This is a genomic window from Gordonibacter faecis (genome assembly GCF_030077735.1).
Taxonomy (GTDB): domain Bacteria; phylum Actinomycetota; class Coriobacteriia; order Coriobacteriales; family Eggerthellaceae; genus Gordonibacter; species Gordonibacter faecis.
Map to the genome: position 1 here is coordinate 242433 of NZ_JASJEU010000003.1, position 14614 is coordinate 257046.

General features: G+C 57.7%; 10 protein-coding genes. All 10 read right to left on the bottom strand.

Going from position 1 to position 14614, the window contains the following annotated elements; genetic code table 11:
- Positions 1 to 68 precede the first annotated feature (68 nt).
- The 10 genes from infB to QNJ86_RS01410 all read right to left on the bottom strand — a co-directional run bounded on the left by infB (position 69) and on the right by QNJ86_RS01410 (position 14448).
- Positions 69 to 2864, bottom strand: coding sequence for a translation initiation factor IF-2 (gene infB, locus QNJ86_RS01365; RefSeq protein WP_283830771.1), 2796 nt, complete (start codon positions 2862 to 2864; stop codon positions 69 to 71).
- A gap of 17 nt (positions 2865 to 2881) precedes the next feature.
- Complete coding sequence (gene rnpM / locus QNJ86_RS01370) at positions 2882 to 3157, bottom strand: RNase P modulator RnpM (protein ID WP_283830772.1); 276 nt, start codon at positions 3155 to 3157, stop codon at positions 2882 to 2884.
- A 22-nt stretch (positions 3158 to 3179) separates the two neighbouring features.
- Positions 3180 to 4394, bottom strand: coding sequence for a transcription termination factor NusA (gene nusA / locus QNJ86_RS01375; protein ID WP_283830773.1), 1215 nt, complete (start codon positions 4392 to 4394; stop codon positions 3180 to 3182).
- A 16-nt stretch (positions 4395 to 4410) separates the two neighbouring features.
- Positions 4411 to 4878 carry a ribosome maturation factor RimP gene (locus QNJ86_RS01380; protein ID WP_283830774.1) on the bottom strand — a complete coding sequence of 156 codons (468 nt, stop codon included), beginning with the start codon at positions 4876 to 4878 and terminating at the stop codon, positions 4411 to 4413.
- A gap of 314 nt (positions 4879 to 5192) precedes the next feature.
- Complete coding sequence (locus QNJ86_RS01385; protein WP_283830775.1) at positions 5193 to 6065, bottom strand: InlB B-repeat-containing protein; 873 nt, start codon at positions 6063 to 6065, stop codon at positions 5193 to 5195.
- An 18-nt stretch (positions 6066 to 6083) separates the two neighbouring features.
- Entirely contained in the window at positions 6084 to 9188 is a 3105-nt protein-coding gene (locus tag QNJ86_RS01390; RefSeq protein WP_283830776.1) for a leucine-rich repeat protein, read from the bottom strand.
- 299 nt (positions 9189 to 9487) lie between these two features.
- Positions 9488 to 10729: an NrfD/PsrC family molybdoenzyme membrane anchor subunit gene (gene nrfD / locus QNJ86_RS01395; protein ID WP_283830777.1), complete on the bottom strand. Its 1242-nt coding sequence runs from the start codon at positions 10727 to 10729 to the stop codon at positions 9488 to 9490.
- Between the two features lie 191 nt (positions 10730 to 10920).
- Positions 10921 to 11541, bottom strand: coding sequence for a 4Fe-4S dicluster domain-containing protein (locus tag QNJ86_RS01400; protein WP_283830778.1), 621 nt, complete (start codon positions 11539 to 11541; stop codon positions 10921 to 10923).
- 10 nt (positions 11542 to 11551) lie between these two features.
- On the bottom strand, positions 11552 to 13957 hold the full coding sequence (locus tag QNJ86_RS01405; RefSeq protein WP_283830779.1) for a molybdopterin-dependent oxidoreductase: 2406 nt from the start codon (positions 13955 to 13957) through the stop codon (positions 11552 to 11554).
- Positions 13958 to 14112: 155 nt separating this feature from the next.
- Complete coding sequence (locus tag QNJ86_RS01410; RefSeq protein ID WP_283830780.1) at positions 14113 to 14448, bottom strand: helix-turn-helix domain-containing protein; 336 nt, start codon at positions 14446 to 14448, stop codon at positions 14113 to 14115.
- Positions 14449 to 14614: the final 166 nt, after the last annotated feature.

The following is a 14614-nucleotide window of genomic DNA, read 5'->3' on the forward strand; positions in this document are numbered from 1 at the left end:
TGACCCTCACCCACCTCACCGCCCCGCAGGTAGATCCGCGGGGCAGCTCGTAAACCTTCGGGTTGAACTTACTCGGTGCGCTCGACTTCCTTCACCTGGTAGCCCTCAATCGTGTCGCCAACCTTAAGGTCCTGGAAGTTGTTAATCCCGATACCGCATTCGTAACCCTGCTTCACCGACTTCACATCATCCTTAAAGCGACGCAGCGACGCCATGGTGCCCTCGAAGATGATGGTGCCGTCGCGCACGATGCGCACCTTGTCGTCGCGGTTGATCTCGCCCTCGGTGATGTAGCAGCCGGCAACCGTGCCTACCTTCGGCACCTTGAAGGTTTCGCGAACCTCGGCGATGCCGGTGTCCACCTCCACGATATCGGGAGACAGCAAGCCCACACGCGCTGCGTTGATCTCTTCGATGGCCTGGTAAATGACGCGGTACAGGCGGATGTCCACCTTCTCCTTCTCGGCTTGCACCTTCGACTTGCCCGTGGGACGCACGTTGAAACCGATGATGATGGCGTCGGAGGCGGAGGCCAGCGTGACGTCGGTCTCGGTGATGCCGCCAACGGCGGAGTGCACGATGTTAATACGCACCTCGGACTGATCCATCTTGTCGAACGCGTCGCGCAGCGCCTCGATGGAGCCCTGCACGTCGGCCTTCACGATGAGGTTAAGGTCCGTCTGCTTGCCCTCTTCAATGCGGCTGAACAGGTCGTCCAGGCTCATGTGGCTCTTGGCATCCTGCTCGGCCAAGCGGGCACGCAGCGCGCGTTCCTCGGCCAGCTTGCGGGCGTCGCGCTCGTCTTCGAACACGCGGAATTCGTCACCGGCAACCGGCACACTGTTGAGGCCAAGAATCTCCACCGGGTCGGCCGGCAGAGCGGCATCCACGTGCTTGCCGCGCGGGTCAACGAGGGCGCGGACACGTCCGTAGGACGTGCCAGCCACCACCACGTCGCCCGGGTGCAGTGTGCCGCGCTGCACGAGCACGGTGGCTACGGGGCCGCGGCCCTTGTCGAGGTTTGCCTCGATGACGAAGCCAGAGGCCTCAGCATCGGGGTTAGCCTTCAGTTCCAGCACGTCAGCCTGCAAAATGATGGTTTCCAGCACGTCGTCGATGTGCAAGCGCTGCTTGGCCGACACCTCCACGAACATGTTCGAGCCGCCCCATTCCTCAGGGATAACGCCGTACTCGGTAAGTTCCTGACGCACGCGATCAGGGTTCGCACCGGGCTTATCAATCTTGTTAACGGCAACCACGATGGGCACCTCAGCCGCCTTCGCGTGGTTGATAGCCTCAATGGTCTGCGGCATAACGCCGTCATCGGCGGCAACCACCAGCACGATAACGTCGGTAATAAGCGCACCGCGCGCACGCATGGCCGTGAAGGCCTCGTGGCCCGGCGTGTCGATGAAGGTGATTTGCTTGCCGTCAATTTCCACCACGGAAGCACCGATGTGCTGCGTGATACCGCCCGCCTCACCTGCGGCAACACCCGTGTCGCGGATGGCGTCCAGAAGCGAGGTTTTGCCGTGGTCGACGTGACCCATGACGGTAACCACCGGCGGACGCGGCTTCAAGTCCTCGTCGCGGTCGTGGTAGACCACCGCGTATTCCTCTTCCGGCGACACGACACGCACCTTGCGGCCCATGTCATCGGCAATAAGTTCAATCATGTCATCAGCCATCGACTGCGTGAGCGTAAGCACCTGCCCCAACAGGAACAAACGCTTGATGATGTCGTTCGGCTGCACGCCCAGAAGCTCGGCGAACTTGGCCACGGTCGTACCCTGGGGAATTTCCACCACGGAATCGTCCAGCACGAGCGTGGGGTCGAGGCCCTTCTCAATGGCCTCCATCTCCAAGCGCTCGCGGTTTTCGGCCTCGCGCTTCTCCTTGCGCTTCTTGCGGCGGCCTTCGCCCTCATGCGAGGTGGCAGCTGCCACGGCTGCGCGGGCTTCGGCAAGCACCTTGTCGCGCTGCAGTTTTTCTGCCTGCACAGCCATCTGGGCGTAGCGATCTTCGCCCGTGGCCCGCTGCTGCTCAAGCTCCGGCACAACCTGCTCGAAACCGGCCGCCTTGCCGCGACCCTTCTTGCCACCCTTGCGGGGCGCATTAGCAGAAGCCCCTGCACCAGCACCCGCACCGCGACCAGCCTGCGCGTTGCCGCCCTGCTTCTTCTGAGCCTCAATGCGCTGCTTTTCGGCCTCAATCTGCGAAAGCAGCGAGTCAAAGCCACCTGCTGCCTTCTTGGCACCCAGCACGGGAGCGGGCTTCTTCGGTGCCGCTTGCGTGGTGCTCTTCTTGCCCTTGCTGTTGCGCTGGCGCAGCGCCTCTTCCACGGCCTGCTTCTTCGCCACTTCGGCCGCAGCCTTGGCGGCGCGAGCACGGGCGCGCGCCTCGGCGGCCTCGCGGGCCACGCGCTCCTTCTCGCTCTCAATCTGGCTGGCCAGGCTCTCGAACGGGGAGGCAACGGGAGCCTTGGTGGGCTTGTCGCCGCCGCCACCCTCGCCTTCCGCCGGGGCCTCCCCCGACGCCTCGGCAGCCTCGCGACGGGCGCGCTCCGCTTCGCGAGCGGCGCGCTCCTGCTCTACCGCTTCGCGACGGGCACGCTCTTCTTCGGCCTTCTTGCGCTCGGCCTCGGCACGCTCTTCAGCAAGCTTGCGCGCTTCTTCGTCTTCAAGCTGGCCCGCACGTTGTTTGATCTCGGGCTCTAAGTTCTTCCTGATCTTGGCCACGTAGGCATCGGCGAGCATGCTCGCATGGCTCTTCGCAGGGATTTTCATATCATGCAGCTTATCGAGCAATTCCTTGCTCGTCATGTCGAATTCCTTCGCCAACTCATGTACACGCATGCTGGCCATATACCACTCCTCTTCCTTTACGCTTCGCGCAGCGCCGAAGACACCTCGGCTGCGATTCGTTCCAAATCCTCGTGATCGAGCTTCGTCTTCAGCGCCCGTTCAAGCTTCCTGGTCTTGCATGCGGTGGCGAAGCACTCCTGGGAGCACACATACGCCCCGCGCCCCGGTGCACGGCCCGTGCTATCGAACGCGGCGAAGCCGTCCGGGCCGCGCACGATGCGGAACAGCTCGGTCTTGCCGGCCTGCTTTCCACATGCGATGCAGCTGCGCTGCCGTTTCGTTGTCTCCGCCATGGTGCGTTCTACCCCGTAGTCCTTAGGCCTCGTCGAGATCCGCGTGAACACCGCAGTAGCGGCTGTTCGGCCGTGCGTGATTGCGGCAGCGAACGCCGTCTTCACTCACGTAACCGCACAGCGCCTCATCTTCGGCATCCGCGTCTTCGTCGATAAGCATGTTATCGCCGTTGACCAGCGGCTCGCCCGTAAACGACGCGCTCTTGATATCGATGTGCCACCCCGTGAGGCGCGCGGCCAGACGGGCGTTTTGGCCCTCCTTGCCAATGGCCAACGACAGCTGGTCGTCGGGCACCACCACGGTGGCGTAATGGTTATCTTCATCAATGAGAACGTTGGTCACCTTTGCGGGCGAAAGGGCGTTGGCCACGTAGCTGGCCGGGTCCTCGTTCCACTGGATGACGTCCACGCGCTCGTTGCGCAGCTCTTCAACCACCATGCGCACGCGGCTGCCCTTGGGACCAACGCAGGCGCCCACCGGGTCAAGGTTCGTCTCGCGCGACGCGACGGCAATCTTGGAGCGCGCACCCGGCTCGCGGGCGATGGACTTGATCTCCACCAGGCCCTCGTAGATTTCCGGCACTTCAATTTCGAAGAGGCGGCGAATGAGGTCCGGGTGCGTACGCGACACCACGATAGCAGGACGTGCCTGCTCACCGCGCATCTTCGGCGCGTCGGAATTCGGGTCGCGCACTTCAATGATGAGCATCTTCAGGCGCTGGTTGTGGCGATAGTGCTCGTTTGAGGGGCGCTCGTTGCGCTCGTTCGGGTTGCGCTTCTGGTCGTAGTGCGGCAGTTCCGCCTCCACGCCGTCGCGAATCTTGATGATGGTGAAGTCCGGTGTGCCCTGCAGCACTGTGCCCGTCACAAGGTCACCCACGCGATCGGAGAATTCCTCGTAGATGGACTGACGGCCCGCCTCGCGCACGATGGACGCAATGACACCCTTGGCGTTTTGCGCGGCGATGCGGCTCACGTCGGCCGGCGTGACGTCGCGTTCCTCAAATTCGGCGTACTCGCCGGTTTCTTCATCGGGCTCGCCTACGGGCACCAGCTCGTAGACGTAGATGCGACCGGTCTGGCGGTCGATGGTTACGCGGGCATCCCACTCGAGGTCGAGGATGCGCTCGTAGCTCTTGGCCAGCGACTGCTCCAAGCGCTCGATGAGGTAGAACTCGTCGATCTTGCGCTCGTGGGCCAATGCCTGCAAAGCCTCGATCAGTTCTGAAGTTGCCACGTCTACTCGTCCTTTCCTAAGAGCTGAAATCGATCGTGCCCTTGAGATGGGCGCGTTTAATGTCATCTATCGCAATGCGCACGTCTCCGCCGTCAACGGCGAGGACTACCCCGTCGCTATCGGCCGAAACGATAGTTCCCGTGAACGTGCTGCGGCCATCCTGCGGCGCAGACTTCACCACGGCCGTCTCGCCAACGAACCGCATGAAGTGCTCGGCGGTGCGCAGCGGGCGGTCAATGCCGGGCGAAGAAACCTCCAGCGTATAGGCACCGGGGAACGGGTCAAGTTCGTCCATGAGGTCGTTGATCCACGCCTGGGCTGCCGACAATTCGTCGAAGCTCACGCCGTCAGCCGTGTCGATGTACACGCGGATAGTCGGCGCCTTCTTCGCACCCACCACCTCCACGGTCACCAGCTCTACGCCCTCCTGGTCAGCCCGGGGAGTCAGCGCGTCGAGCAGCTGCTGTTCCTTCTTGCTGAGCACGTCCGTCTCCTCTCGCCTCCGTTGCGCCTTCCCGCGCAACGCCGTGCCATTGTGCTGCGTAGTATGTCTCCTGAAAGGCGGCATACTACCCTTTACAAACAAAGAAAGCGGGAACAAGCCCACTTTCTCATGTTTCGAAAGTATGGTGCGCACCTGCTTAAAGCCCCATCCCGTGCGCTTTGCTTTGCAATTTATACCATATTATGCCCCGCTTGCCTAGTGACCCCACCAGGCCACTCGCAATCTCACCACATTTAAACAGAGGAAGATTACGACCCTAAGAAAGCGCAAAATGCTGAAGCTGAAGGGTGCTCTTATTCGAGAATCTTTACAACATACTCTACCGCTGAAATTTCAAGAGGGTTAACAACATAAGATATACTCGCACTCTGGGGCAAAGATAATCCAAAAGAGACGGAAAGCGCGCCCAACTGGTCGCCTTGACGCTCCGGAATAACGAAGCCAAGTGCTACTACCTTGCCCGCTGTGTCCAAGGGCACCATCACCTCATTGGTCCCTTCTTTATCGGGAGTAAGTACAATTTGAACAGCAGCTCTATCAGTATCGTGAGGTATGAGCAAAGAGGCTCCACTTCGCACAGAACTAACGGCTCCACTTATCTCCAAGGGCACAACTGATGAAGACGTAAAAGACATGCTCTCGCTGGATATCCGACCCGTCGCGTCAATCAGTATTTCGGCCGCAGCTGGAACCTTGCACGAGATAACGGCATCCCACTTTGCATAGAGCACCATATCCCCCGCAACTGCAGAACCGAAGTCATACCGTTCCGTGAGAAGAGCATCTGAAAACCAGCCAGAGAACGTGTATCCGTCGCGCTGTGGTATTGCCGGCTCGACAGCCTGATCGCCTTTTCGAATTGTCTGAGATTCTACTTCGGAGCCTCCGTTACTAGCAAACTGAACACACACAGAAACATAAGACGTCGTGACGCGGATGCCAAGCAAGGTTGACCCTGGCTGACCATCCTCAGCCGACCCTTGGGATTTCGATGAGTCGGTAATACGCAAGCCCAGCTGTGTTTTCCCTGGCGAAGCATTGGCATAGGCGCTTCTCGGTACAGTCAACATCAACAAACATGCCACAACAATAAAAGCCATGAGCACTTTCATTATGCAAAGTGCTTTTTCTCTTGTTGCTCGTTTGATGATAAATGCAGTGCCCATCTCAAAACCCGTGCGCAATCAGAAGCAGAAACAGGGACACACGCCACAGGGCGTAGACGCTGAACGTGTTCCGCTCAGACCCAGGTCACCATTGATGTACACTCCCATAAAATCACCTGGGAAGTTTGGCCGGACTGAACGCATCCACCAACTTGTATTATCATCCGGTGTCAATTGCTTCCCTTTCTCCATCAAGCTATTAGGGCCGCTTGTCTGAATGGGTTTATTTTGATAGTACTCATAACGATAGCCTTCTTCTGTAACCCAACGATACTTCGACCATCCATCAAATACCGCTCCGGTGTATTCGTAATAGGTCATGAGAAAGAGTGTGTCATGAGAAACGCTGACCGAAGAGCTGGTAGAAGTGCTTTCACTGCCATAGCTTTTCTCGACCTGAACAAGTGCGTCTCGAAGTTCGGATGGAACCATATCCCAAATCTCGCCATCGTTCATACTTGCATGCAATGCGCTCGAACCCCATCCCCCCGAATTGGAGTTTGAACCGTTCATGGGATATATTGATTCGAGAAGATTGACAAATTGGAAAGTGAGGCCAGCCTTTGTTCTCCTATCAACAGGGGTCGTCAAAATGTCATGATTGATGCCAACAAGACGAACATCGTACGCAACTTTGTTCCAAACGGTCTTGCATTCATAAGCAGTTTCGTCTGCAAGGTATTCAGCGTACATAAGGTAATAGGGAGACTCGCTTCCATACTCCGCAATACTGTTAGCGTGAGTTTTCACGTCAGCAATGCTATACACAACTCCCGATTTCGAGTCTTTGAGATAGAAAACATCCTCTTCAGTGCCACCCCCGCCATCTCGTTTAAACATATATGAAACAGTAGCAAGGGGTTTGACACTCATACCGTAATCGGCAGCCCCAACCTTTACGCTCGCGTTATTCAGATTTAAGCGATAGGTGCATTCGAGCGAACTGTTAGAAGCTATAACAAAATCACCCTGACCAGGTTGTACACTGCTGACCGTAGGACCAAGGCCAAAAGAAATAGCTTTAGAATCATCTTTTTTCGGATAGAGACTAAACAGGTTCTGTGCAGTGATATCCGAAGCGTCTGCTTTCGCCTCAAGCACTTCAGTAGCACCAGCGTCAACACAGGTGAGGCTTTCCATAGCAACTGGAAAATCCGAATAATTTTCGAACTGACTGCTTGAAGTTACACTCGCCGTTGGATTAGCGACGTCATACCCCTCCCCGTCTCCAAACGTCACCACAACAGGAGCCGTAACGCTGAGTTGAACAGCACGAGCGCTAATGAGATAAGCCGACGGTAAAAGGGATGAATTTCTTACTGAAATGGTTTCGGTTGTTGCCTGTGAACTTGGTAGTACCTCAACAAATCGTGAGCTGCGGGCAATTTCAATCCCATCCAGTGCAAGCGTTACTACAACATCAGTCGAACCCTGAGCCTTCCCTCGTGTCGTACCGGCGTCAATTGACAAGGGCGCAGCAGCATAAGAATAGATAATTTCGACGTTTTCGGGTAGCTCAAGAAATGCTCCTTCGAAAAGATCTCCCTCTTCACCAACCATAAGAATAAGTGACTCTTTAGCAAGTTCAATTCCGAAAGGCTGAACAGTACTACCCGCTGTCAATTCGGTCGATTTCCAAACTTCTTCGGACCCTTGCGGACAATAGAGTGAAACATTCGAGCACTCAACAAAAGCATCAACTGCAACCTCTGGTGAACCGAGGGTGACAACACGCGTAAGTAAATTACAGGATGCAAAAGCGCGAGATTTGATAGCCACAACCGAGTCTGGAATCCACACCTCTGCAAGTGCCGTTGCTTCGAAAGCTCGCTCCCCAATCTCCATCAGACCCTGAGAGAATTCAATAGAAGCCAAGTTCGAGCAGCCCGCAAACGCGCCCTCTCCGATCAATGCTATACCCTCAGGGAGCTTGAGAGATTCAAGTGACAACAACCCAGCAAAACCTCTGGGAGCAATAGATGAGACACGATAGGAAACGCTTCCAACTTGAGCCGAAGCAGGAATTATCAAATCGTCGGCAGGCTCACCCGGACCCATCCATGAAACGGAAAGGGTGTAATCATCCAGCAACGTAAATGAAAGGCCATAACTAGTGAGACCCTTATTCTCGGCCGTGGAATCACTTTCTTTAAAACGACCTTGCAAGGAGAGATCGCCTGGTAATGCAGAGTTGGAGAACCGCGAAAAGCCGGCATCTTCCCAAATCCCCCTTGCCTCTTGATGGCCTTCCGAGCCCACAAGAGCCACAACTGTGTCTTTAGAAGCATTGTCAAACGCCTCGGGAGAAATCTCATTCAAATCACCCAATACAATAATTGATGTAAGAGAGCATCCACTAAAAGCACCCGGGGCAATCGCATGTGTCTGCGTAGCAATTACCGCCGAAACACCTACGCCCGGAGGGCATGCTACGAGGTTTTCCCTATTCTTTGAGTAAAGAATGCCATTCCAGGAAGAGAAGGCGACGCTACTCTTTTCTACTTCGACGGAGATAAGTCCCGAACACTGGGAAAAAACTTCAGCCGCAACTAAGACAGTTTGGCTAGGAATATAGGCAACACCCTTTTTACCTTCGGGAGTGAACAGAAGGTTTGAAAGGTCCTTCGAGAACAGCATACCATCGTAGGACGCATAGTTTTCGTTATCCAATGAAACAGTGATATATGAGAGCGAAGAACATCCTGAAAACGCTCCATCCAAGATAGTTTCCACAGAAGCTGGAATAGAAATGGATTCGATAGGTGCGCCCTCGAAAAGGTTTTGTTTTGCGGGATCTCCAATTATTGTAACGGCGTATGAATCAGAACCGCTCGAAACACAGGAGGGAATGACGATATCGCTTTCAAGCGTTTCGCCATACCAACCCACCAACGCAACAGACTCCGCATCAGGAAGCACGCGGAATGTAAAACCACAGGAACGAATCTCGCCAGCGGCAGGCTGAGAATACTGAGCGAGTGAAACACTGGCGGATGCTTGTTCGTGAAACCGCGTCACACCATCCGCAACAGATTTGCTACTTAAAAGCCCCCCCCCCCGCGAGATTTTCAACGTCGCGAGCTTCTGACGTCGAGACAGGAACCATGCCAACAGCAAGAGCAAGTGCAAGCGTCGCTATAGCAACTCTCTTGCCTAGCAGACTATTTCCGAAACTGCGCAGCATTTTTCCCAACCTCGCTCTCAGTAATGGGCAAGACCTCTATTCCTCAAAATGATGAATATAATAAACAGTATAGTCTTTGGAGGCAATTTGGGAAGGGGCGTCTTTCATAAAGCAAGCCCCTGTTCTTTCAGAACAATATGTAAACAATGCCAAGGATATCCCTGCTTGAAAACTTATTGGGCACTCTATACTGCGCGCGCACTTCACAGATACGCAGTACGCGCGCAGCCAGACATTTCTACAACGCGGACGGTTGCTTTGTTACTTCCACCTCGCAGACGCATGCGGCGTCGTCGGCTTCGGCTTGGGCGGGGTTGTAGGTGAGGAGCAGTTTGCTCAGGATAAGGAAGGCCAGGATGCCGAGGGCTATCATGCCTACCACAATGAGGATTTCGGGGAGCGTGGGCATATAGGAGCTGGCCACGGCCCAGCCGTCCATGCCGAATACGCCGCGCGTGGAACTTGAGCCGGAGATGAGACCCGGCGCGCCGGACACATTCGGATAGATAAAGCTGGTGAACAAGAGCCATATGCGCTTGCAGAATACACCGACCACCACGCCTGCGCACGCCAGCGCCACCAAACCCGTACGGCGGCGGTTCTTCGCGAACACAAGGATGGTGAACGGAATGATGACGCCCACGATAACTTCAATCCAGAAGAACGGTGCGGTGGCACCGGACACCATTTCGCCAAACACCGCCATGCCGTGCTCGGTGCCGGGATACGCCATGGTGAGCACCTCGCAACCCACCATGTAGCCGTCAACCGCAATACAGACGGCCAACAGGCCCGCCAGGTTCGCGATGAGCTTCTTCGAGGTGGCGAACACCTTCGCGCGGTTCATCCACAGAAGGCCGAGCAGCAAAAGCGCGAGACCCGAGTCCATGGCCGATGCCACAAAGAGCGGCGCCATGATGGTGGAGTACCAACCCTCGCGCGCAATTTGCAGGCCGAAGATCCACGCGGTCACGGAGTGCACGAGGATGGCAACCGGCAGGGCGAAGCGCGACACGATGGCCACCTTGTCCTTCGCGCCCGGCTTCTTCGACGTCATGAAATACAGGTAGATCAGGTTGATGACCAGGTATGTTGTGATGACGCAGATGTCCCACAGAAGCGGCGAGATGAAGTTCGGCGACGCGAACAGGTTTAAGATGCGCACGATGCCGCCGAGGTCGATGAGCACAAATGCGCCGGCGATGCAGATGCAGATGAGCGACACGATAATGGCCGGCAGCGCCACCTTCTTGTACTCAGCCACATGGAAGATGGACGCGGACGAGGCCACGATGAGGCCGCCCGCCGACAGGCCCACGAAGAACATGAAGCTGGCAATGTAGAGGCCCCACGACGTGCCGTTCGACATGCCGGTGACGCCGAGGCCGCCGATAAACTGGTACACATACGCGCCCACACCAAGCGCCACCAACACGCCCAGCACCACAAACGCGATTTTATAAGTATTCGTTAACTGCATAATAGTAGTTCCTTCCATAACCCACTGGTTGGCGTAGTAAGTCAGCGAGGGTGCCCGCAGTGCCCGAGATTCGCGGGATCGCGGAGGCGAAGCGTACGCAAGGTACGTGAGCCTCCGTGATCGTGCGAAGATCGGGTGCTGCGGGCGACCGCAGCGTCGACCAGTTCCGTCGGCCGTCAGGCCGACGGAACCTAAAGTCCGATGTAGAAGAGTTGGGGCCTGGTGCCCTTTTCTTCCAGTAGGTGGTGGGCTTCGGTGGATTGGGCGAGTTTGGAGATGTCGCTTTCGGGGTCGTCGAGGTCGCCGAAGGTGCGAGCGCGGGCGGGACATACGCGCACGCACATGGGCATGTCGCCGTCGTCCGTGCGCTCCTTACACAGCGTGCACTTCTCCATCACGCCCTTGCCGCGCACGGGCACGCGCGAGTCACCGTAGTTGCAGTCGGGTTCGCGCACCGGGTCGGTCCAGTTGAACACGCGGGCATTGAACGGGCAGGCGGCCATGCACATGCGGCAGCCGATGCACTTGTCGTAGTCAATTTCCACGCGGCCCTTTTCGTCTTTGTACGTGGCACCGGTCGGGCACACCTTTTGGCAGGCGGCGTTTTCGCAGTGCTGGCACTGCACGGGCAGATACACGCGCTTGAGGTTGGGATACTCCCCCACCGCGCCGTCGATGACATCGGTATCCTTCGTCAGAATGCGGTTCCAGAGCATGCCCATGGGCACGTTGTTTTGCATCTTGCAGGCGTTGGCGCAGGTGTGGCACCCCACGCAACGGTTGAGGTTAATGGCGATGGCCAGTTTCGTCATGGCGAATCACCTACGCTTTCTTGATCTCGACGAGCGTGTCGGAGAACGGAATGACGGGCCCACACATGAGCTCGCTTCCGCGCTCCACCTGCGCGTCGTTCGTGACGGATTGCATGTTGCCGCGCACCAGGTAATCGGCCGTGGCACCTTCCACGAGGCGCACCGAACCCGAGCGGATGGCGGGGTTGCCGTGCACGCACACCGCAAAACTGCCGCGGTCGTTGAACACCTCCACGGTGTCGCCGGTGGCCAGGCCGCGTGCCTCTAGGTCGGCCGGGTTGGCATCAAGCGTGGGCTCGAAGTACTGCTGAATCCACAGCGCATCGTTGAACTGGTTGTGGATGTGGAAGCGCGTGCGCACGTTCGCCAGCTGCAGCGGGAAGTCGGCGCGCTTCGGGTTGTCGGCGTAGGCCTCAAGCGGCGGCTCCCACTGGGGAAGCGCTTGGCCGTAGGGGGCGAGGTTTTCGTAGTACACGTCCAAGCGGCCCGACGGCGTGTCGAAGACGAAGTCGGCGTATTCCTGGCGCGGCTCTTCAATACCGGGCAGCGGCCAGGCACCGTTGTGCTCGTTGATCTTGTCCACCGTGAGTGTGCTGATCTCGGGGTCTTCCGCGCCAGAGAGAATGGTTTCCACTAGTTCGACCGAATCCTTCGGCAGGGCGTCGTCCACGCCAAGGCGCTTCGCAAATTCCTTCTGAATCCAGAAGTCGGTCTTGGCCTCAAACAGCGGGTCGATCACCTTGTTTTGCAGCACGAGCTGGTTGTAGCCCACCTTGGCGTTGCCCACGGGAGCATCCAGCTCGAAGCGTGTGGTGGCCGGCAGCACATAGTCGGCCCACTTCGCGCCTTCGGTGAAGTAGGGGTCGATGGACACAATGAGGTCAAGTGAGCGCGCCCAGTCCTCGGTCTTGGCCATGTTGGCGAAGTGTTGCGCCATCATATCGCCGCAGCAGATGTACGCCTTCACCTTGTTGGGCTTTTCGCGCATGTCGTAGGCGGCCATCTCGTCGGTGGCGGTTGTCATATCCTCGGGCAACTCCCATGCACCAAGCGACGTGGAACGGCCGTTCCAGCAGCCACCCACGAACACGCCAATGTTCGCGCCAGGCTTGCAGATGTTGCCGGTCACGCCGGCAAGCACTGCAGCCGCGTGACCTGCGATGTCGGCGTTGCCAATCTTGTCGTTGCCGCCCCAACCCAGCGCGATGGACGACGGGCCCTTCGCATAGGCGCGTGCCAACTCCACAATCTTGTCGGCGGGAATATGCGTGATACCTTCGGCCCATTCGGGCGTGTAGGTTTTCTGGCCCTCCACCAAAAGGTCGTAGGCCGTGCGGCACTTCGCGCCCTTGACCTCGGCGGTGCCGGAAAGCTTTGGCGTGACGCCCGGCTGGTTATAGGGCACAGCCTGGCCGGTTGCGGCATCTATAATAAAGAAGGGGTTCTGCTCGCCCGTTTCGGGCTCTTCGGCGGCCGGGTCCTCGGCGTGGTCGCGCACGAGCGCACCCTTGTCGTCCACCAGATACGGCAGCGACGTGTGCGTGGTCATGAACGCCTCGTCGGTCAGCCCCTCATCAAGCACAACGCTGGTCATAGCCAGGAAGAGCGCCGCGTCGGTGCCGGGTTCGATAGGCACCCACTCGTCAGCTTTGCCCGCCGTGGTGGAGAAGTGCGGATCGACCACCACCATCTTCGCGCCGGCCTCTTTGGCCTCGAAGAACAGGCGTACCTGCGGCAGGCTGGACTCGCAGAAGTTGCTACCCACGGTAAGCACCATGCGGGAGTTCACCCAATCGCGCGCCTCGCCCGTGGCCATGGCGTAGCCGCCGCCGAAGCCGATGGCGGGGTCAAGGCCGTTGCCCGTGCCCACGTCAATGCCGGTGTTGCCACCGGTCTGCGCGCCTAAAAGCGCCGCAAGGAAGGGCATGTTCGCCTCGCTTGAGGCCGTTACCATAACGGCGTCCTTGCCGTCGCGCTTCTGGATTTCCTTGATTTGGGACACGATGTCGTCAAGCGCCTCGTCCCAGCTCACCTGCGTGAATTCGTTCGCGCCGCGCTCGCCGGTCCGCTTGAGGGGCGTCTGCACGCGGCCCGCACCATAGATGTGCTGAACCTCCGAGATGCCCTTCAGGCAGATCGTCTCGTAGCGGTCGTCCACGCAGTGGTTCGGCTCTACCTTAACCAGGCGGCCGTCACGCACCGTGCAGCGCAAAGGACACATGCCACCGCAGTGCTCCTGATGGTACGTGCACGCGATGTGCTCTTCGTCGTAGGCGACCTTCGTCTCGCCCGCCGGGCCAATGCCCGCGTACGCCTTCTGCGGGGCAAGCCAGCCGTCCGTCGCGAGCATGCCTGCCGCAGCCAAACCGCCGGCAGCAAGCGAACCCTTGAGGAAACCACGCCTCGTTAGCTCCATGCAGTCCTCCTTCTCGTCATATGCAGTTGTCACGGCAACATCTGACAATAAGGGCAAACCGCCTCATAAATGAGCGGTTTGCCCTTATCTTTTGAGCCCTGTGCAACTTTTTTACAACTTTTGGCGGGTGCAAATCTGATTGCGTGAAACGCCCCCTAGTCGCGTTGCTTCGCGAGCGCGTTTCTGAGCGCATGCAGAACCTCAATTGCCACGGCCAGTTCGTCGGCCTCGAACGAATCTAGAATCTCCCGCACTTCCGCCGAAAGCGCCGCCTTGTCGGGCTTCGATTCGTCCGTTAAAAGCGCGTCCGTCCCTACCGAAAGCTCTTCGGCGATTTTCGCCAGCACGGGCAGGCTCAGCTTCGTATTTCCAGTCTCTATATGGCTCATGTGCGTGACGGAGATGCCGACCCTTCCCGCCAACGCCTCCTGTGAAAGTCCGCACGCCTTGCGGTATCGCCTGATGCGTTGGCCTATCTCAAAGTATCTCATGCGGTCACCGCCCATCAAAATCAAGTTGCCTTGAATCCTATGGGCGATTCTTGTCGGTTATAATAGCTCGCATAGGCTATTTTATGCCTATATAGTTTAACTAAGAAAACAGAAGCGCAGCAAAAGCTGCGCCGAGCACTTTGTTGGGGTGAGTCAGCCCCGTAGG

Coding starts and splice junctions, on each gene's coding strand:
- infB (WP_283830771.1), bottom strand. CDS start 2,864: ATGGCCAGCATGCGTGTACATGAGTTGGCGAAGGAATTCGACATGACG.
- rnpM (WP_283830772.1), bottom strand. CDS start 3,157: ATGGCGGAGACAACGAAACGGCAGCGCAGCTGCATCGCATGTGGAAAG.
- QNJ86_RS01385 (WP_283830775.1), bottom strand. CDS start 6,065: ATGGGCACTGCATTTATCATCAAACGAGCAACAAGAGAAAAAGCACTT.
- nrfD (WP_283830777.1), bottom strand. CDS start 10,729: ATGCAGTTAACGAATACTTATAAAATCGCGTTTGTGGTGCTGGGCGTG.
- QNJ86_RS01400 (WP_283830778.1), bottom strand. CDS start 11,541: ATGACGAAACTGGCCATCGCCATTAACCTCAACCGTTGCGTGGGGTGC.
- QNJ86_RS01405 (WP_283830779.1), bottom strand. CDS start 13,957: ATGGAGCTAACGAGGCGTGGTTTCCTCAAGGGTTCGCTTGCTGCCGGC.
- QNJ86_RS01410 (WP_283830780.1), bottom strand. CDS start 14,448: ATGAGATACTTTGAGATAGGCCAACGCATCAGGCGATACCGCAAGGCG.